The organism is Enterococcus sp. 7F3_DIV0205 (genome assembly GCF_002141365.2).
Taxonomy (GTDB): Bacteria; Bacillota; Bacilli; order Lactobacillales; family Enterococcaceae; genus Enterococcus_L; species Enterococcus_L palustris.
The window spans coordinates 1,045,280-1,063,979 of sequence record NZ_CP147244.1 but is presented as its reverse complement, the minus strand read 5'-3'; the positions used below and the strand labels follow the sequence as shown (position 1 = coordinate 1,063,979).

At 38.1% G+C, this 18,700-nt stretch carries 19 protein-coding genes and 1 riboswitch; of the genes, 18 read left to right on the top strand and 1 reads right to left on the bottom strand.

What is annotated here, in order from left to right:
* Positions 1-129: 129 nt before the first annotated feature.
* The 4 genes from hrcA to dnaJ all read left to right on the top strand — a co-directional run bounded on the left by hrcA (position 130) and on the right by dnaJ (position 5,030).
* A complete protein-coding gene (gene hrcA / locus A5821_RS05035) occupies positions 130-1,173 on the top strand; it encodes a heat-inducible transcriptional repressor HrcA (protein WP_086313499.1) in 1,044 nt (347 codons plus the stop codon).
* Between the two features lie 106 nt (positions 1,174-1,279).
* On the top strand, positions 1,280-1,777 hold the full coding sequence (gene grpE / locus A5821_RS05030) for a nucleotide exchange factor GrpE (RefSeq protein ID WP_422392087.1): 498 nt from the start codon (positions 1,280-1,282) through the stop codon (positions 1,775-1,777).
* Positions 1,778-1,839: 62 nt separating this feature from the next.
* Complete coding sequence (gene dnaK, locus A5821_RS05025; protein WP_010771895.1) at positions 1,840-3,669, top strand: molecular chaperone DnaK; 1,830 nt, start codon at positions 1,840-1,842, stop codon at positions 3,667-3,669.
* Positions 3,670-3,866: 197 nt separating this feature from the next.
* A complete protein-coding gene (gene dnaJ, locus A5821_RS05020; RefSeq protein WP_086313497.1) occupies positions 3,867-5,030 on the top strand; it encodes a molecular chaperone DnaJ in 1,164 nt (387 codons plus the stop codon).
* A 63-nt stretch (positions 5,031-5,093) separates the two neighbouring features.
* Here the strand turns inward: dnaJ and A5821_RS05015 are convergent, their stop codons facing one another.
* The gene (locus A5821_RS05015; RefSeq protein ID WP_086313496.1) at positions 5,094-6,023 is read right to left on the bottom strand and encodes a helix-turn-helix transcriptional regulator; all 930 of its coding nucleotides are present in this window, start codon (positions 6,021-6,023) and stop codon (positions 5,094-5,096) included.
* A 137-nt stretch (positions 6,024-6,160) separates the two neighbouring features.
* Positions 6,161-6,303, top strand: a riboswitch (adenosylcobalamin (AdoCbl) riboswitch).
* 240 nt (positions 6,304-6,543) lie between these two features.
* Between A5821_RS05015 and A5821_RS05010 the strand changes: the two genes are divergently transcribed.
* From A5821_RS05010 to A5821_RS04945, 14 genes are all read left to right on the top strand, one after another.
* Positions 6,544-7,677 carry a 1-propanol dehydrogenase PduQ gene (locus tag A5821_RS05010; protein WP_086313495.1) on the top strand — a complete coding sequence of 378 codons (1,134 nt, stop codon included), beginning with the start codon at positions 6,544-6,546 and terminating at the stop codon, positions 7,675-7,677.
* Positions 7,678-7,757: 80 nt separating this feature from the next.
* Positions 7,758-8,102, top strand: coding sequence for an ethanolamine utilization microcompartment protein EutS (eutS, locus tag A5821_RS05005; protein ID WP_086313494.1), 345 nt, complete (start codon positions 7,758-7,760; stop codon positions 8,100-8,102).
* Between the two features lie 18 nt (positions 8,103-8,120).
* Positions 8,121-8,693 (top strand): ANTAR domain-containing response regulator, encoded by a 573-nt coding sequence (locus tag A5821_RS05000; protein ID WP_086313493.1) that lies wholly within the window; start codon positions 8,121-8,123, stop codon positions 8,691-8,693.
* Positions 8,686-10,104 (top strand): sensor histidine kinase, encoded by a 1,419-nt coding sequence (locus tag A5821_RS04995; protein WP_086313492.1) that lies wholly within the window; start codon positions 8,686-8,688, stop codon positions 10,102-10,104. Before A5821_RS05000 ends, A5821_RS04995 begins: the two co-directional genes overlap by 8 nt.
* A 105-nt stretch (positions 10,105-10,209) precedes the next feature.
* Entirely contained in the window at positions 10,210-11,637 is a 1,428-nt protein-coding gene (gene eutA, locus A5821_RS04990) for an ethanolamine ammonia-lyase reactivating factor EutA (RefSeq protein ID WP_086313491.1), read from the top strand.
* A gap of 47 nt (positions 11,638-11,684) precedes the next feature.
* Positions 11,685-13,052 carry an ethanolamine ammonia-lyase subunit EutB gene (locus A5821_RS04985; RefSeq protein WP_086313490.1) on the top strand — a complete coding sequence of 456 codons (1,368 nt, stop codon included), beginning with the start codon at positions 11,685-11,687 and terminating at the stop codon, positions 13,050-13,052.
* A gap of 19 nt (positions 13,053-13,071) precedes the next feature.
* Positions 13,072-13,986 carry an ethanolamine ammonia-lyase subunit EutC gene (gene eutC, locus A5821_RS04980; RefSeq protein ID WP_170923001.1) on the top strand — a complete coding sequence of 305 codons (915 nt, stop codon included), beginning with the start codon at positions 13,072-13,074 and terminating at the stop codon, positions 13,984-13,986.
* A gap of 15 nt (positions 13,987-14,001) precedes the next feature.
* Positions 14,002-14,655, top strand: a complete 654-nt coding sequence (eutL, locus tag A5821_RS04975) for an ethanolamine utilization microcompartment protein EutL (RefSeq protein WP_086313488.1) — start codon at positions 14,002-14,004, stop codon at positions 14,653-14,655.
* A gap of 18 nt (positions 14,656-14,673) precedes the next feature.
* Positions 14,674-15,138 carry a BMC domain-containing protein gene (locus A5821_RS04970; RefSeq protein WP_086313487.1) on the top strand — a complete coding sequence of 155 codons (465 nt, stop codon included), beginning with the start codon at positions 14,674-14,676 and terminating at the stop codon, positions 15,136-15,138.
* Between the two features lie 13 nt (positions 15,139-15,151).
* Entirely contained in the window at positions 15,152-16,612 is a 1,461-nt protein-coding gene (locus tag A5821_RS04965) for an acetaldehyde dehydrogenase (acetylating) (protein WP_086313486.1), read from the top strand.
* 91 nt (positions 16,613-16,703) lie between these two features.
* Entirely contained in the window at positions 16,704-16,982 is a 279-nt protein-coding gene (locus A5821_RS04960) for a BMC domain-containing protein (protein WP_211272478.1), read from the top strand.
* Between the two features lie 161 nt (positions 16,983-17,143).
* Positions 17,144-17,773 carry an ethanolamine utilization phosphate acetyltransferase EutD gene (gene eutD / locus A5821_RS04955; protein ID WP_086313485.1) on the top strand — a complete coding sequence of 210 codons (630 nt, stop codon included), beginning with the start codon at positions 17,144-17,146 and terminating at the stop codon, positions 17,771-17,773.
* A 9-nt stretch (positions 17,774-17,782) separates the two neighbouring features.
* Positions 17,783-18,412, top strand: coding sequence for a hypothetical protein (locus A5821_RS04950; protein WP_086313484.1), 630 nt, complete (start codon positions 17,783-17,785; stop codon positions 18,410-18,412).
* A gap of 9 nt (positions 18,413-18,421) precedes the next feature.
* Entirely contained in the window at positions 18,422-18,685 is a 264-nt protein-coding gene (locus A5821_RS04945; RefSeq protein WP_086313483.1) for a EutN/CcmL family microcompartment protein, read from the top strand.
* The last annotated feature ends 15 nt before the right edge of the window (positions 18,686-18,700 follow it).

Sequence of the window (18,700 nt, the reverse complement as noted above, 5' to 3'; positions counted from 1 at the left end):
TCGTTTAGCACTCGATGATAAAGAGTGCTAAAAAAGTGTGTTTTTCTCTTGACAATTATACAAGATGTTGATATATTAATAATTGTATTAGCACTTAGATGCCATGAGTGCTAATGAAGGGTGGTAACTATGATAACGGAAAGACAAAAGAATATTTTGCGACTTATCATCCAGGGATACACAAATACAGGAACTCCTGTAGGATCAAAGAAATTGATGGAAGAAGGAATTAAATCAAGTTCTGCAACGATTCGTAATGATATGAAAGCTTTAGAAGAACATGGATTATTATTAAAGACACATTCTTCGTCTGGTAGAATTCCTTCAATGTATGGTTATCGTTATTACGTGGATCATTTACTAAGGCCGGCTGAAGTTGAACGTGATGAGTTAGAAACGATTCGTCGTTCTTTTGGCAAAGAATTTCATGAAATCAATGATATCATTGAACAATCGGCTGAGATCCTTTCAGATTTGACTAGCTATACAGCATTTTCGTTAGGACCAGAAGTGAAAGAACGGAAATTGACAGGTTTTCGTATCGTTCCTTTAAATGATCGCCAGATTATTGCTGTGATCGTTACAGATAAAGGCAATGTGGAAAGTCAGGTCTTTGCGATTCCGTCATCTGTATCTAGCCAAGATCTAGAGAAGATGACCCAAATCATCAATGATAAACTTGTAGGACAACCGCTATTGACTGTTTATCATCGATTAAGGACGGAAATTCCGATGATTTTACATCGTTATTTTCAAACGCCTGAAGGGATGATGAATTTATTCGATGCAATGTTAGGTCATGCTTTTGAAGAAAAAGTATTTGTCAGCGGGCGCATGAATGTTTTAGATTTCGGGATGAAACAAGATATCGATCAATTAAAATCTGTCTATTCTTTTATGCAAAATACAGATGCACTTACACATTTGTTGACGACAGATGAAAAGACAGATACTCAAATAGCGATTCGGATCGGCTCGGAAATAGGCAACGATTTGCTGGATAATATGAGTATGATCACTGCAACGTATGAAGTATCCGGTCACGGTAAAGGAACGATTGCTTTATTAGGTCCGACTAGTATGCCGTATTCAAAAATGTTTGGTTTAGTGGATGTTTTTCGCCATGAACTAGCTACAAAGCTTGGTGCTTATTATCGTTTTCTTGATGAATAAGCTAAAAGTTTAAATATAGAATTCTATTAATTCTACGGAAATGAGAAGGGAAGTTGCCAGAGTGAGTAATAAAGAAGAAACAAATGAAGAATTACAGGAAGAACGCATGGAAGCTATCGATGATTCAGGAGTTTCAGAAGTAGAAGCTGAAATGACAGAATTAGAAAATGCTCAAGCTGAACTATCAGAAATGGAAGATAAATTCCTAAGAGCTCGAGCTGAAATTGCCAATATGAGCAACCGTTTTAAAAATGAACGTGAATTGCTTGTTCGTTACCGATCGCAAGACTTAGGTAAAAAATTATTGCCTTCGCTTGATAATTTAGAACGTGCGATGGCAATCGAAGTCGATGATGAGCAAGGCGCAAGCTTGAAAAAAGGTATTTCGATGGTTCTTGAAAGTGTACAAGCTGCACTGAAAGAAGAAGGTATTGAAGAAATTCCAACAATGGGAGAAGTATTCGATCCTAATTTACATCAAGCAGTCCAAACGATTCCAGCAAGTGATGAAACACCTGCAGATACAATCGTTGAAGTCCTACAAAAAGGATATAAATTACATGACCGCGTTTTACGAGCAAGCATGGTTGTTGTTGCACAATAACAAGGAATGTTTGCATAATATAAATTGAAAAAATTAAAATAGAAGATAGGAGATCATTAATTATGAGTAAAATTATTGGTATTGACTTAGGAACTACAAACTCAGCAGTTGCAGTATTAGAAGGCGGAGAAGCAAAAATCATTGCAAACCCAGAAGGTAACCGTACAACACCTTCAGTAGTATCATTTAAAAATGGCGAAATCCAAGTTGGTGAAGTGGCTAAACGTCAAGCAGTGACAAACCCACATACAATTGCATCAATCAAACGTCATATGGGCGAAGCTGGCTACAAAGTTGAAGCTGATGGCAAATCTTATACACCTCAAGAAATTTCTGCGATGATTTTACAATACTTAAAAGGCTTTGCAGAAGAATATTTAGGTGAAAAAGTGGATAAAGCTGTTATTACAGTTCCAGCTTACTTCAACGATGCGCAACGTCAAGCAACAAAAGACGCTGGTAAAATCGCTGGTTTAGAAGTAGAACGTATTGTTAACGAACCAACAGCTGCGGCATTAGCTTACGGTTTAGATAAAACAGATAAAGACGAAAAAGTCTTAGTATTTGACCTTGGTGGTGGTACATTTGACGTATCGATCCTTGAATTAGGTGATGGTGTGTTCGACGTATTATCAACTGCCGGTGATAACGAACTAGGTGGAGATGACTTTGATAATAAAATCATCGACTACATGGTAGCAGAATTCAAAAAAGAAAACGGTGTTGATTTATCTAAAGATAAAATGGCTGTTCAACGTTTGAAAGATGCTGCTGAAAAAGCGAAAAAAGATTTATCAGGTGTTACATCAACTCAAATCAGCTTACCGTTTATCACAGCAGGAGACGCTGGTCCATTGCACTTAGAAATGAACTTAACTCGTGCTAAATTTGATGAATTAACAAGTGACTTAGTAGAACGTACAAAAACACCTGTACGTCAAGCATTGAAAGATGCTGGCTTGAACCCTTCTGAAATCGACGAAGTAATCTTAGTTGGTGGATCTACACGTATCCCAGCTGTAGTAGAAGCTGTTCGTAAAGAAACAAACAAAGAGCCTAATAAATCAGTGAACCCGGATGAAGTAGTAGCAATGGGGGCTGCGATCCAAGGTGGCGTTATCACAGGTGATGTTAAAGACGTTGTATTATTAGACGTAACACCATTATCATTAGGTATTGAAACAATGGGTGGCGTATTTACTAAATTGATCGATCGTAATACAACGATCCCAACAAGTAAATCACAAGTATTCTCAACTGCCGCTGATAACCAACCAGCCGTAGATATCCATGTATTACAAGGTGAACGCCCAATGTCAGCAGATAACAAAACATTAGGTCGTTTCCAATTAACAGATATTCCAGCAGCTCCTCGTGGTGTGCCTCAAATCGAAGTAAGTTTTGATATCGATAAAAATGGTATCGTAAACGTACGTGCGAAAGATTTAGGAACACAAAAAGAGCAAACAATCACAATCAAATCTTCTTCTGGTTTGTCAGATGACGAAATCGAACGTATGGTGAAAGATGCTGAATCAAATGCTGAAGCAGATAAAGCACGCAAAGAAGAAGTTGATCTACGTAACGATGTTGATGCTTTGTTGTTCACTGTTGATAAAACATTGAAAGAATTAGAAGGCAAAGTAGACGCTGATGAAGTGAAAAAAGCAGAAGATGCTCGTGATGAGTTAAAAGCAGCTGTTGAAGCGAATGATATCGAACAAATGAAAGAAAAACGTGATTCATTAAACGAAATCGTTCAAAACTTAACAGTAAAACTTTATGAACAAGCAGCGCAACAACAAGCGCAAGAAAATCCTGAAGCTGCACAAGGTGGAGCAGATGATGTTGTAGATGCTGACTTTGAAGAAGTAGAAGGCGACGATAAATAATCGTTAACAAGCTGGCAAAGACCAAAGTCATCGCTTTGGTCTTTGCCTATCTTTATTTGTAGATAAATACTGGCAAATGAAGGGAAGCTATTTTGCTTTTGCGTGATTTGTGGTATGATTACAACGATGTTTTTATACAAATAAGTTGGCGTCGATCCTATTTTAGAATAAATGGAATAATAGTTGGAGGGGAACTAATGGCTACGAAAAGAGATTATTATGAAGTGCTTGGCCTTGCCAAAGGTGCTTCAGATGATGAAATAAAAAAAGCTTACCGAAAGCTTTCCAAGCAATATCACCCAGATATCAATAAAGAAGCAGATGCAGAAGATAAATTTAAAGAAGTTTCTGAAGCCTATGAAGTGTTAAGTGATCCTCAGAAAAAAGCGGCTTATGATCAATATGGTCATGCAGGCACTGATCCAAATTACGGCGGAGCAGGTGGTTTCGGCGGATTTGGCGGCGGTGGATTTTCAAGTAGCGGTTTTGGCGGCTTTGAGGATATTTTCGATTCATTCTTTGGCGGTGGTTCTCGTAGTGTAGATCCAACAGCGCCAAGACAAGGGGCGGATTTGCAGTATACAGTCAACCTTAAGTTTGAGGAAGCCATTTTTGGTGTAGAAAAAGAAATCAAATACAACCGTGAAGATAACTGTAGTACATGTGGTGGGAACGGTGCTAAGCCAGGTACACATCCAGAAACTTGTCACAAGTGTCATGGGTCAGGTTCAATCAATGTTGAACGTCAAACGCCACTTGGACGTGTGATGAGCCGTCAAACTTGTGATGTATGTCGTGGAACGGGTAAAGAAATCAAAGAACCTTGTCCAACATGTCATGGAACTGGACATGAGAAAAAAGCGCATAAAGTCAAAGTCAATGTTCCGGCTGGAGTAGAAGATGGACAACAAATGCGTTTGGCAAATCAAGGAGAAGCCGGAATGAACGGCGGACCATATGGTGATTTGTACGTTGTATTCAGTGTAGAGGATAGTAATATTTTTGATCGTGATGGTTCAGAAATTTATTACGATTTACCACTAAGTTTTGTTCAAGCAGCACTTGGTGATGAAGTCAAAGTACCGACTGTTCATGGGGATGTGAAGTTAAAAATTCCAGCAGGCACTCAAACAGAAACAAACTTCCGTCTAAGAGGTAAAGGTGCACCGCGCTTGCGAGGTGGCTCTAATGGTGACCAGCATGTGAAGGTCAAAATCATTACACCTAAAAACTTGAATGATGAACAAAAAGAAGCATTACGCACATTTGCTAAAGCTGGCGGACAAACCGTAAGTGAACAGCAAGAAGAAGGCTTCTTTGATAAAATGAAAGACGCTTTTGGCGGCAAGAAAAAGAAATAAATATCGGAAAGCTTCTCAACCTGTACTCAAGTGGTACAGCGTGAGAAGCTTTTTTTAGCTTAATTATTGATAAAGTTCGAGTAACTCGCCAATGCGATTTTTTAATTCAGCTCTAACGTGGGGTGGGTCAAGGCATTCACACTGATTTCCAAATCCTAAAAGTAAGTTGTAGCCAAATTCATCTTCCATGAATGGAAACTTAACCATGAATAAATCCGAATCAGTAGAAAAAAAGTTCAGCTGTCCGAATTTATCGATGAGTTGTTCTTTGATCTTATGCGTTACTTTAAGCGTTATGGTCGTAAAGTCTTTACCGTAAAACGGTTCTTTTCCTAAGGGCTGAGGTTGAAATTCTCGAGGAATGAAAGTTGTCGGTAATAGTTCCAAATCATTCATTCTTGAAATTTTAAACGTACGAAAATCTAATTTCTCTGTGCAATAAGCCTGTAAATACCAACTTATTTCTTTTAAAACAAGTCGATAAGGCTCGATGATTCGCGTTGTTTGCCGTCCTTTATTATCCTCATAGTGAAAACGTAATAAGCGTTGTTGATCCATAGCAGATTTGATCACTTCTAAAAATGGCTGTAAGGTATGATTGCTAGTCCATGGAGTGAGATCAATCGCAATTTGATTCGTTTTGAACTCAATTTCTTCCATAAAACCTGCTGGGACAAGTGTTTTTATTTTTTCAAATGTTTGGCTTATTTGAATGGGTGAGACATTCGTCGATAAACTTTCTAAAGCAATCAAGAGAGAAGTGATATCGGCTGATGTAAAAAACTGTTTATCGATTTTATAATTGTCCATGATTTGGATACCGCCATTTACGCCAGGAGTTGTGGTTACTGGTATACCAGCCTCGCTCAGAGATGTAATATCTCGATAAATGGTTCGAACGGATACTTCCAAGGTTTCAGCTAATTGAGAAGCACTGATTTGTTTTTTATCTAGTAAAATCATAATGATAGCAAGTAGTCGTTCAGTTTTCATAAAATCACCTCTTTTTTGTTTGGCATAGTTCTTCTATTATAACGAAAATCTTGAAGCATTGGGAGAAAAAATCAAAAGAGATTTTATCAGAAAAAAACTTGTTTCTTTTTTTGATTGTGATATAATACAAATGTAGAAATTGAATATGTATTGATTTAGATGGAAATTTGGTTAGATTCCAATACGGTCCCGCCACTGTAACGAGCAGCAATGCTATAAGTCAGGTCTTTCTATTTTAGTACCCCGTACTATTGTTTCGAGGCAAAGCAATAGGGCACATTGAACATACTGTTTCAGAATGAAATATTTCTGGATCGTATACGCAAAAATGTGGTATCTGTACGATGAAGTACAATGCAACGGTTGAAGCCTATTTTTTGTGTTCAAAAATCCAAAAAGTAAGATAATTTGAATAAATTAAAAGCACAAAGTGGTGTTTTTTTAGCAAGCAAAGAAGCTGCGAAGAAGATGATAGACGTCTTTTTTGCGGTTTTTTTTGAAGAAACGAAAGGAGAATCACATGGAAACAATCACTTTTCCAACTAAGCTCCATATTGGAGAACAAGTTCTTGAAGGCTTAAACACATATGAGAATCAGCGGATTTTTATCGTAACAGATCCATTTATGGTTCAATCCAATAAAATCGAGCAAATCACAACGCATCTTATCCAAAAAAATGAACTTAAAATTTTCAGTAATGTTATTCCAGATCCACCAATTGAAAACGTTATTAGTGGTATCGAATCGATGAAAGCTTTTGCTCCAACAATTCTTTTAGCAGTCGGCGGTGGTTCACCGATCGATGCTGCAAAAGCGATGAAATTTTTTGCACAGAAACTGGGAGAAATCACAGACTTAACCTTTATTGTTATTCCGACAACAAGCGGTACAGGATCTGAGGTGACCAATTTTTCCGTTATCACAAATCAAGATAAAGGGGTTAAATATCCCTTAGTAACAGCTGAGATCCAACCTGACGAAGCATACTTAGCATCAGAATTAGTGATAAGTGCACCGCGAAATATTACAGCTGATACTGGGATGGATGTTTTGACCCATGCACTTGAAGCCTATGTTTCTACTAAAGCAAATGTATTTTCTGATGCATTGTGCGAGAAAGTTGTCGTACTGGTATTTGAAAACTTAGTGAAATGCTACAAAAATGGTGAAGATGTAAAAGCCCGTGAGCAAATGCACTATGCTTCTTGTATGGCAGGTATGGCGTTTAATTTAACCTCTCTTGGTCTCAATCATGGTATTGCTCATGCTGCAGGGGCAAAATTACATGTACCTCATGGACGATTGAACACATTATTATTGAGTGAAGTGATCCAATATAATGCAGGATGTGGGCATTATAATCACTCTTATGATGAACGAACGGCCAAAAAATATGCTTACTTAGCGAAGTTACTTGGCTATGAGAAATCAACCCCAAAAATAGGTGTGAAACACTTGATTCGAGCAATCGAACAGTTAAAAAAACAACTAGCAATGCCAAGTTGTTTGAAACAAGTAGGAGTGAGTCCGGAGACGTTTGAGCAATTTAAAGAAGAAATTACTGAAGGTGCTTTACTTGATGGATGTACAAAAACGAATCCTAGAGTGCCTACAAAAGCAGAAATCGAGCAAATTTTGGACAATATTAAATAAAGTTTGTTTAGTCAACGGTATGTTATGACACTAACTCAATCGTGATACTGTAAATTAACAAAGAAAAAGAGGTGAGCCAATTGACTGAAAAACAGCGGATGATCCAAGAATATGTACCAGGCAAACAAATAACATTGGCACATATTATTGCGAATCCTAATCCGGAAATTTATGAAAAACTAGGATTGATCGATGTAGAAACCAACGCAATCGGGATCTTAACGATCACGCCTAGTGAAGCGGCAATCATTGCAGTTGATATTGCCACAAAAGCTGGAGATATAAAAATTGGTTTTATCGATCGTTTCAGTGGGTCAGTGGTCATTACTGGAGATGTTTCATCGGTAGAATCAGCATTATCGGAAGTCCTTGTTGGATTAGGCACTATTTTAGGGTTTAATGAGACCCACATCACAAAAACATAAAGAAAAGGATGAGCCATTATGAACGGAAGAATTGTCATTGTAGACGATGAACCTATTACAAGAATGGATATCCGGGGAATGTTGGAAGCGGAAAACTACAACGTAGTAGCAGAAGCAGCAGACGGTATTGAAGCAATTGAAGTCTGTAAACAACATCAACCCGATCTAGTTATTATGGATATCAGTATGCCACTTTTAGACGGTTTGAAAGCAAGTAAAAAAATTTTAGCTGAAAAATATGCGAAAGCCGTGATTCTGTTAACGGCCTATAGTGATAAAGAGAATATTGAGAAGGCTAAAAAATATGGGATCAGTGGTTACTTGATTAAGCCGATCATGGAAAAATCACTAACGCCTATGGTTGAAGTGGCGATTGCTACAGGAACCAAGACGAGAGAATATGAAGTCTCACTTGAGAAACTGACGAAAAAGTTATCTGATCGAAAATTGATTGAAAAAGCTAAAGGAATTATTATGATCGAACAAAATATGTCAGAAGATCAAGCCTATCAGTTACTAAGAGATTTAAGTATGAATAAACGGTGTCCGATTGCAGAAATTGCCGAAATGTTTGTGGCTGCAGATGACTGATTTTACGATAAAGATCAAACAATTATGCGCTAAATATACGGACCTGTCTATAGAAGATATCGAGGAACTGATCTCTCAAGCTGAAAAAATTCTATCAAGGCATCTATATCCTGATAACGATGTTTTTATTGATGTAATGAATGAACTAACAGGAGATGCGATCGTTGTATTCCAGCGTCCGCCACTTTCCAAAAATTCACTTTACTCTAAAGATATTGTGGGACAAAAGGCAAAACGAAAAAATGAAGCAGCCGTTTATCGAACATTTGAAACCTCTTTGAATACAGTTGGCTTACTTGCTCGCTCACAAGAAAATGTCATGGTTCGGCAACGAGTTTATCCGATTCGTAATCAGCGAAAAAATATTGGTGTCGTCATCGTTGAAGATTCAGTCGATGAAAAAATGAAACATTTTTTAGTTGCGCAAAGCGAAGCTGAGAATTATAAGAATAGTCCTATATCGATCACATCTAAAGAATTTGTGACAGATAATATTGATGAAGGAATCTTGATATTTAATCGAAAAGGCTACTTAGTTCAGATGAATCGAGCGGCAGAATCCTACTATCACGGTTTTGGTTACTTAGATGACATTCTCGGGATGCATTATGATAATCTTTCGTTGGATATGTCAACCTTTGAACAGTTAAACTACTTACGTTCGCGCAATGATGCACCAGGCTCGATGGAAAAAGAAATCAAGTTTGGGAATTTATACTTTGAGATGAAATATATCTTTGATGAAGCCGAAGGTACGGTGATCGTGATTATTCATGATGTCACTGAAGTTAGAAAAAAAGAAGCAGAAATCAGTGACAAAGCCGTTGTGATCAAGGAAATCCATCATCGGGTAAAAAACAATCTTCAAAGTGTGGTTTCTATCTTAAGAATTCAAGCAAGACGTTGTTCAACAGATGAGGCTAAAAAAGTTTTGACTGAAAGTGTTTATCGAATCATGGCGATTGCGAGAACCCATGAATTACTGTCAAAACAGTTGGAAGACAATATTTCGTTGAAGTCTGTTTTAGACTCAGTCATAGAAAATATGCATCACTGTTACGAAGAACTCTATCACATCACAATGGAAGCAGAAATCGATGATCAACTTATTTTGGGAAGCGATATTGTTGTAACCATTGCGTTAGTAGTCAATGAACTAATTCAAAACTGTTATGATCATGCTTTTATCAATCGAAATCACGGAAGTATCAAAGTGACCGTTTATGAAAAAGACGAGTATGTTTATATTTCGATTGAAGATGACGGCATTGGGTATAAAACAGAAAACACCGAACAAAATAACTTAGGATTACAAATCGTAACGAGTTATGTTAAAGAAAAGTTACGTGGAAAATTGGAAGTCATTTCTGATCAAAATGGTACGAAAACATTTTTCTATTTTAAAAAATAAGAATAAGGATAAACAAGGTTGTTTATCTAGACAAGCAAAGACGCTTAAAAAAACTCTTTTTTGGAGGTTTTTTAAGCGTCTTTTTTATAGGAAGGATGTGAAATAATGACTGAAACAATGCTAAGTGTGGGAATCGATTTAGGAACCTCTACAACTCAAATGGTTATTTCTAAACTGACAATGAATAATATGGCTTCCGCTTTCACGATTCCAAGAATTGAAATCACAAAAAAAGAAGTCATCTTCCGCAGTGATATCATCTTTACCCCGTTAAAAGAACATAGAATCATCGATGTTGAAGCGATCAAGACATTTTTAGACGAACAATATATAAAGTCAGGCATCAAGAAAGAAGAAATCCAAATCGGTGCTGTGATCATCACAGGAGAAACCGCTAGAAAAGACAATTCAAGCTCTGTTTTACAAGCAATGAGCGGCTATGCTGGAGATTTTGTCGTAGCTACGGCAGGACCTGACCTTGAAAGCATCATTGCTGGCAAAGGCGCAGGAGCACAAACCTATTCGAAAGAACACCATACATCAGTTGTCAATTTAGACATTGGTGGAGGAACGACGAATCTCGTTCTTTTCAAAGATGATGATTTACTAGATACTGCCTGTTTTGACATTGGAGGGCGTTTGATCCGAGTAGATCCAAAAAACAAAACCATCCAATATATCGCACCGAAATTGAAAGAAATCATTCAAAAAGAAAATTGGTCGATCAAAGAAGGAATGGTAGCTTCAGCTGAATTACTGAAACCAATCATCCAAACATTGGTTTCAGTTCTTGAAAACAGTGTAGGAATCGGGGATTTAAATCCTTATTATGAACGCTTGATCACCAACAAAGGGTTAAAACTTGATACTAAAGTAGACTGTTTATCCTTTTCAGGCGGTGTAGCAGATTGTATTCAAACGGAACATTCCGATCCATTTCAGTACGGAGACATTGGCGTGCTATTAGGGCAAGCAATTTTAACCTCTCGACTATTTCAGGAGAAAAAAGTGATTCCCTCGCTTGAAACGATTCGAGCGACAGTCGTTGGTGCAGGTTCACATACGACCAAAGTCAGCGGCAGCACGATTACCTATGATCAAAAGAGTCTGCCTATCAAAAATGTTCCTGTACTGAGAATGTCTCAAGTAGATGAGCAAAGTGAAACAAAGGAGCTTGCTTCTATCATCAAAGAAAAATTGAATTGGTTTTCAGTCAACAATGAGCGTCAAGCTGTTGCCTTAGGTTTATCAGGTAAAAGCAGTCCAACGTTTCAGGAAATAATCGATACAGCTCAGTCGATCGTAGCTGGTTTTGAAGAACAGATCATTTACCAATTTCCACTGATCGTGATTTTAGAAGAGGATAATGCGAAATCACTAGGGCAAGCCTTATTCAATTATTTACCACCTGACTATCCTTTTGTGTGTATCGATGGTATTCAAGTTGAAAATGGTGATTATGTTGATATTGGTACGCCGATTATTGATGGCAGTGTTTTACCCGTGGTAGTAAAAACGTTAGTGTTTGAATAAATACAGCGTTTCTAATTATAAAACTATATAAAGGAGGCTATTATTTCATGATTTTAAAAACGAAATTATTTGGTAAAGTCTATCAATTTGAATCTGTGATGGATGTGATGGCCCGCGCCAATGAAGAAAAATCAGGAGACCGCTTGGCAGGTGTTGCAGCCGTTTCCTCTGAACAACGAGTGGCGGCAAAAGTTGTCTTAGCGCAGTTAACAATGGAGGATTTATTTAATAATCCCGCAGTCCCTTATGAGGAAGATGAAGTTACTAGAATCATCATCGACGATGTGAATCAACGTGCTTATAATCGAATCAAACATTGGACGGTAGAAGAATTAAGAGAGTGGATCTTAGATTTTAAAACGACGGATTATGATATTAAACAAGTGGCTCGTGGGTTGACGTCTGAAATGGTCGCAGCTGTTGCTAAGCTAATGTCAAACTTAGATCTTATCTATGCCGCTCAAAAAATCAAGATCATTAAAACAGCGAATACAACAATCGGTGAAGCAGGACGTTTTTCGGTTCGCTTACAACCAAATCATCCAACCGATGATGTAGATGGCATCATGGCTAGTGTGATGGAAGGATTATCCTACGGAATAGGAGATGCTGTTATTGGCTTGAATCCTGTTGACGATTCGACTGAAAGCGTGAAACGAATTTTAACGAAGTTTGAAGAATTCAGAAGTGAATGGGAAATTCCAACTCAAACATGTGTCTTAGCTCATGTTAAAACACAAATGGAAGCAATGAGACAAGGTGCTCCAACAGGTTTAGTTTTTCAATCGATTGCAGGTTCCGAAAAAGGCAATACTGCATTTGGATTTAACGCTAATGACATAGCAGAAGCTAAACACCTTGCTTTACAACAAGGTCAAGTGGCAGGACCGAACGTGATGTATTTTGAAACAGGACAAGGTTCTGAGCTTTCTTCTGATGCTCATTATGGCGTTGACCAAGTAACTATGGAAGCAAGATGCTACGGGTTTGCCAAACGTTTTGATCCATTTATGGTGAATACAGTGGTTGGTTTTATTGGACCTGAATACTTATATGACTCAAAACAAGTTATCCGCGCTGGTTTAGAGGATCACTTCATGGGTAAACTATCAGGTATTTCTATGGGCTGTGACGTTTGTTATACCAACCATATGAAGGCAGATCAAAATGATGCTGAAAACTTGTTAACGTTACTAGGAACTGCTGGTGTGAATTTTGTCATGGGAATTCCTCATGGTGATGATGTCATGCTGAATTATCAAACAACAGGATTCCATGAAACAGCGACGATCCGCGCGATGTTGAACAAACGTCCAATTAAAGAATTTGAAGAATGGATGGAAAAAATGGGCTTCATGGCAAACGGACAATTGACCGATTTAGCTGGTGATGCTTCTGTATTCTTAAAAAAATAAAGGAGTGAAAACATAAATGGTGGATAATAATGAAATCAAATCAATGATCGTTTCGATTTTAGAAGAAATGACAGACACAAAAAAAACAATCATTGAATCAAATACAACCCAAGTAAATCCGTATGCCTCTAATGAATCGAGCCAAGCACAAGTAGAAGATGGTTTGATCGATGATATTACAGAAGTGGATATTCGTAAACAATTTTTAGTACCTGACCCAGTTGATCGGGAAGGCTATTTAAAAATGAAGGCTAAAACACCTGCTCGTTTAGGGCTATGGCGAAGTGGTCCCCGCTACAAAACACAATCAATGTTACGTTTTCGCGCGGATCATGCAGCTGCTCAAGATGCTGTTTTTTCATACGTACCAGAGGCGTTGATCAAGGAAATGAATTTTGTTGAAGTAGCAACAAAATGCCAAGACAAAGATGAGTATGTGACTCGCCCAGACTTAGGTCGTCAATTTGATGAAGAAAATACAGCAAAAATCAAAGCTAATGTTAAACCAAATCAAAAAGTTCAAATTATTGTTGGAGATGGGTTAAGTTCAGCGGCTATCGAAGCCAACATCAAGGAAATTTTACCTTCGATCAAGCAAGGGTTGAAGATGTTCGGTTTGGAATTTGATGATGAATCTGTTGTCTTTATTAAACATGCACGTGTTCCTGCAATGGATCAAATTGCTGAGTTAACAGGAGCGGAAGTGGTTTGTTATTTGATTGGTGAGCGCCCGGGACTTGTTACAGCGGAATCAATGAGTGCCTATATTGCGTATAAGCCGACTGTTGGAATGCCGGAAGCTAGAAGAACAGTCATATCAAATATCCATAAAGGTGGAACACCAGCTGTTGAAGCAGGAGCTTATATTGCCGAATTAATCCATAAAATGCTGGAACATAAAAAGTCAGGTATTGATTTGAAAGAAGTAGAATAAGGAGGTTTTCAAAGAATGAAGAATGAGCGTTTAGGTGCAAGTGTACTAAGTGTTAAAGTCATTTCAAATGTCGCGCCTTCAATGGCACAAGCTTTAGGATTAGAACCAGAGCACCGTAGTCTGGGACTGATTACGGCAACGTGTGATGATGTGACCTATGTCGCATTAGATGAAGCGACAAAGGCTGCTGCTGTAGAAGTTGTTTATGCAAAAAGTTTTTACGGCGGAGCAGATAATGCAACAACCAAATTAGCTGGAGAGGTAATTGGGATATTAGCTGGACCAAGTCCGGCAGAAGTTAAAAGTGGCTTAGCAGTTGCGGTTCAAGAAATCGAAAGTGGTGCAAGTTTTTATAGCGCAAATGAAGAGAACTCGATTCCATACTTTGCTCATTGTGTTTCACGAACAGGAACCTATTTATCGAAAGAAGCAGGGATCAAAGAAGGTTCTGCGTTAGCTTACTTGATTGCACCGCCATTAGAAGCAATGTACGGACTTGATGCAGCGTTAAAGGCAGCAGATGTTGAAGTAGCCGCATTTTTTGGACCACCTTCTGAAACGAATTTCGGCGGAGGTTTATTGACAGGAAGTCAATCAGCTTGTAAAGCTGCATGTGATGCATTTGCGGATGCCATCGCGATGGTTGCTGAAAATCCAACCACTTATTAAAGGATGTGAAAATCAACCATGTTAGAAGCTTTAGGAATGATCGAAGTAACGGGTTACTTAGGCGCAATTAGTGCAGCAGATGCCGCACTGAAAGCCGCCAATGTTAAATTGTTGAAATCAGAAAAAGTCAAAGGTGGTATCACGACTATAGAATTGATCGGTGATGTAGCGGCAATTACTGCGGCAGTTGATGCAGGAAAAGTCGTTGCTGAAAATCTCGGTTGTTTCCGTGCTAGTCATGTAATTCCGCGAATGGATCCTGCAACACAAAGCCTTTTACTTGATGAATTAACTGTCAAAGAAGGAACAGCACCAGAGAATAAGGTTACGGAAGAACAACTTGTTTCACAAGTAGAAGAGCTGAAAGTAGAAATTTTTGAAGAAGAAATTGTAGCTGATGCAACGCTAAAAGATGCAAAGAGAGATAACAAAAAAGTAAACAAGTCAACCAATAAAAAGAGTGCTAAAAAAGACAAGAAATGAAGGAGGCTGACAAATGGTAACCCTTGATAAAGACTTAGCGTCTATCCAAGAAGTCAGAGACTTACTAAGTGCTGCAAAGTCAGCACAACAAACACTAGCAAAGATGTCGCAAGAACAAATCGATAAAATTTGTGAAGCAATGGCAACTTCGGCATATGATGCGCGTGAAAAATTAGCTAAAATGGCCAACGAAGAAACAGGATTTGGTATCTGGCAGGACAAAGTTGTAAAAAACAGTTTTGCATCAAAATTTGTCTGGAATTATATCAAAGACATGAAGACAGTCGGTATTCTGAATGAAGATAATGAGAAAAAAGTAATCGATGTAGCCGTACCTGTAGGTGTTGTGGCAGGCTTGATCCCATCAACTAATCCCACATCCACTGTCATCTATAAAGCGTTAATCGCAATTAAAGCAGGCAATGCAATCGTCTTTTCTCCACATCCGAATGCCTTGAATGCGATTTTAGAAACAATCAATATTATTTCTAAAGCAGCGGAAAGTGCTGGTTGTCCAAAAGGCGCCATTAGTTGTATGGTCAAACCCACAATGCAAGGAACAGCTGAATTGATGAAACATGATGATACATCGCTGATCCTAGCAACAGGAGGTTCTGCAATGGTCAAGGCAGCTTATTCATCTGGAACACCAGCCATTGGAGTGGGGCCAGGTAACGGTCCAGCTTATATTGAAAAAAGTGCTGATATCCCATTAGCAGTCAAACGCATAATGGATTCAAAAACATTTGATAATGGTACGATCTGTGCCTCAGAACAATCAATTATTGTAGAAACAAGTAACAAAGCTGCAGTCATCGCGGAATTGAAAAAGCAAGGTGCTTACTTCTTATCTCCGACTGAGTCAGCACAGTTGGAAAAATACATCATGCGACCAAATGGCAGCATGAACCCGCAAATCGTTGGAAAGTCTGTTCAAACAATTGCACAATTAACCAACTTGACCGTTCCAAAAGACGCAAGAGTCTTGATTGCTGAAGAGACAAAAGTCGGTCACAAAGTCCCTTATTCACGTGAAAAATTAGCGCCGATTTTGGCTTTCTACACAGTTGAAAACTGGGAAGAAGCGTGCGAGTTGTCAATGGATATCCTTTATCATGAAGGCGCAGGTCATACCATGATGATCCACTCACAAGACGATGCGATTATTCGTGCTTTTGGTTTGAAAAAACCAGTTTCAAGAGTTTTAGTAAACACGCCAGGCGCTCTTGGCGGAATTGGAGCGACAACGAATATGGCACCAGCTTTGACTTTAGGATGTGGTGCTGTTGGAGGAAGCTCAACTTCTGATAATATCAGCCCTGAAAATTTATTTAACATTCGTAGAATCGCATACGGTGTTCGTGAACTTGAAGATTTAAGAGAAAAGCCTAATGCTTCGTCTATTTCAACTTCAATCAATGAAGATCAATTAGTCGATACTTTAGTAGAACGTATTTTAGCCAAGTTACAATAATATTATTTAATATTATGTAAATAAATTGTTTAGCCTTGATTCAAAATGGATTAAGAAAAGAATCTAAAAAAACTCTAGGAGGAATTATATTATGAACGCAAATGCATTAGGAATGATCGAAACAAAAGGATTAGTAGGAGCTATTGAAGCAGCAGATGCCATGGTTAAAGCAGCAAACGTAACATTGATCGGCAAAGAACAAGTCGGCGGCGGTTTAGTAACAGTGATGGTTCGCGGTGACGTTGGTGCTGTAAAAGCAGCTGTTGATGCAGGTGCTGCAGCTGCAGAACGAGTAGGCGATTTATTATCTGTTCATGTGATTCCACGTCCACACACAGAAGTTGATGCTATTTTACCACCAGTAAAATAAAACATTTCGCTAAAAAATCAAAGGAAAAAGTAAACTTAGTAAAAAGGTAGCATTATAGAAAAAGGTGGTCTCCTTCGTCTTTGTTTGCTCTTATACTAAGGAGGCTTTTTCCTTTGTTTTAAACAAACGAGTGTAAAAATTTGAACAGAGGTGAAAACGGCATGAATGAACAACTGATAGATAATTTGGTAGATCAAGTTGTAGCAAAAATCAATGAAGAACGAAGCTTTTTAGTAGAAGCTAGCGGACGTCATGTCCATTTATCACAAGAGCATATCGATGCTTTATTTGGAACAGGATACCAATTAACGATCAACAACTACTTATCTCAACCAGGACAATATGCTTCAAAAGAACGTGTCACACTTTTAGGACCAAAGGGTGCATTGCATAATGTGGTGATATTGGGACCAGCTAGGGCTGCGTCTCAAGTAGAAATTTCTGGCACAGACGCCTTGACACTAGGAGTCAAAGTTCCTGTAAGAGAAAGTGGCGATATTGAAGGGACACCAGGTATCGTACTCGTTAATGGGAATAAAACTGTCCCGCTAGAAAAAGGATTGATTATTGCGAAACGACACGTCCATGTTTCTACAAACGATGCTAAAAAAATGAATGTGACTCAAGGAGAGATCGTAAAAGTTAGAATCAATAGTGATCAACGTTCCTTGATTTTTGATGATGTTGTGATCAGAGTCAGTGATAAATTTGCGACAGCAATGCACATTGATTACGATGAAGCGAATGCTTGCTCATTTAAAAAGGGAATCCGGGGTCATATTGTAAAGTAGGGATCAAACATGAAAACAACTGATTTTGATAATTTAGTTGAAAAAATCACTAAAAAAGTCATGGAACGACTAGCGGAAATTGAACAAAACAAGATCCAATCTCATTGTCTTTTGGGGACAAACCAAAAATGGCTGACACGGGAAGATATGGATTATTTGCACAAAGTCTCTCGAAATAAAGAGAATGATCTAGTTGTTGTGACTGAACTTTCCTTTGAAAATTTGGCGAATACGCTGAATTTCAATCCACAAAATGAACTGGAACAAACAATCGTTCAAACAATCAAAGAGGGCAACGAATTTGTGATCATAAAAGATGGTAGAACATACCTATCGTTAGTGACAGCTGGAAGATATGCATTGAAGAAAACCATTCTTGATTTTGAAACTCAATTATATCGTTATGGCGGCACATTTATATCTTTAGCTGAATTAAAACAAAGCGTGTCAGATAGAAAAACTGTACCTCCTTATGAAGCGTTGAAACATAAAAAATATTTAACTGTTAAAGATCTTACCGACAGAATCAACGACTGTCAAAATACAGTAGAACTATCTGACCAAACAAGTATCACAGATTATGCAAAAGAATATATTCGTGAGAAAAAAATCAACATTAGCTGGACTAATGAGAAATGAGGAGACGCAATGTTCATCGGACGTGTAAAAGGTAGTTTATGGGCAACCAGAAAAGATGAAAAACTAAGTGGTTTAAAATTTTTAGTTGTTGAATTAGATGAATACAATGGCCCTCAGCATTCTTTGGTAGCAGCTGATAACACAGGTGCTGGATTGGATGATTTAGTCTTAGTTTCAACAGGTAGTGCTGCCAGAATGTCATTAGAAAATCCAGAAATTCCAGTAGATGCCGTGATTGTGGGCATCATTGATTCAGTGGAGATAGATCAATAAAAAAGTAGGATGTGA

Bases quoted from the DNA above. Each gene is read 5' to 3' on its own strand.
- dnaJ (WP_086313497.1), top strand. From the start codon at position 3,867: ATGGCTACGAAAAGAGATTATTATGAAGTGCTTGGCCTTGCCAAAGGT.
- eutL (WP_086313488.1), top strand. From the start codon at position 14,002: ATGAAGAATGAGCGTTTAGGTGCAAGTGTACTAAGTGTTAAAGTCATT.
- A5821_RS05010 (WP_086313495.1), top strand. From the start codon at position 6,544: ATGGAAACAATCACTTTTCCAACTAAGCTCCATATTGGAGAACAAGTT.
- A5821_RS05015 (WP_086313496.1), bottom strand. From the start codon at position 6,023: ATGAAAACTGAACGACTACTTGCTATCATTATGATTTTACTAGATAAA.
- A5821_RS04960 (WP_211272478.1), top strand. From the start codon at position 16,704: ATGAACGCAAATGCATTAGGAATGATCGAAACAAAAGGATTAGTAGGA.
- grpE (WP_422392087.1), top strand. From the start codon at position 1,280: ATGGAAGCTATCGATGATTCAGGAGTTTCAGAAGTAGAAGCTGAAATG.
- dnaK (WP_010771895.1), top strand. From the start codon at position 1,840: ATGAGTAAAATTATTGGTATTGACTTAGGAACTACAAACTCAGCAGTT.
- hrcA (WP_086313499.1), top strand. From the start codon at position 130: ATGATAACGGAAAGACAAAAGAATATTTTGCGACTTATCATCCAGGGA.
- eutA (WP_086313491.1), top strand. From the start codon at position 10,210: ATGACTGAAACAATGCTAAGTGTGGGAATCGATTTAGGAACCTCTACA.
- A5821_RS04965 (WP_086313486.1), top strand. From the start codon at position 15,152: ATGGTAACCCTTGATAAAGACTTAGCGTCTATCCAAGAAGTCAGAGAC.
- A5821_RS04945 (WP_086313483.1), top strand. From the start codon at position 18,422: ATGTTCATCGGACGTGTAAAAGGTAGTTTATGGGCAACCAGAAAAGAT.
- A5821_RS04985 (WP_086313490.1), top strand. From the start codon at position 11,685: ATGATTTTAAAAACGAAATTATTTGGTAAAGTCTATCAATTTGAATCT.
- A5821_RS04950 (WP_086313484.1), top strand. From the start codon at position 17,783: ATGAAAACAACTGATTTTGATAATTTAGTTGAAAAAATCACTAAAAAA.
- A5821_RS04970 (WP_086313487.1), top strand. From the start codon at position 14,674: ATGTTAGAAGCTTTAGGAATGATCGAAGTAACGGGTTACTTAGGCGCA.
- A5821_RS04995 (WP_086313492.1), top strand. From the start codon at position 8,686: ATGACTGATTTTACGATAAAGATCAAACAATTATGCGCTAAATATACG.
- eutD (WP_086313485.1), top strand. From the start codon at position 17,144: ATGAATGAACAACTGATAGATAATTTGGTAGATCAAGTTGTAGCAAAA.
- A5821_RS05000 (WP_086313493.1), top strand. From the start codon at position 8,121: ATGAACGGAAGAATTGTCATTGTAGACGATGAACCTATTACAAGAATG.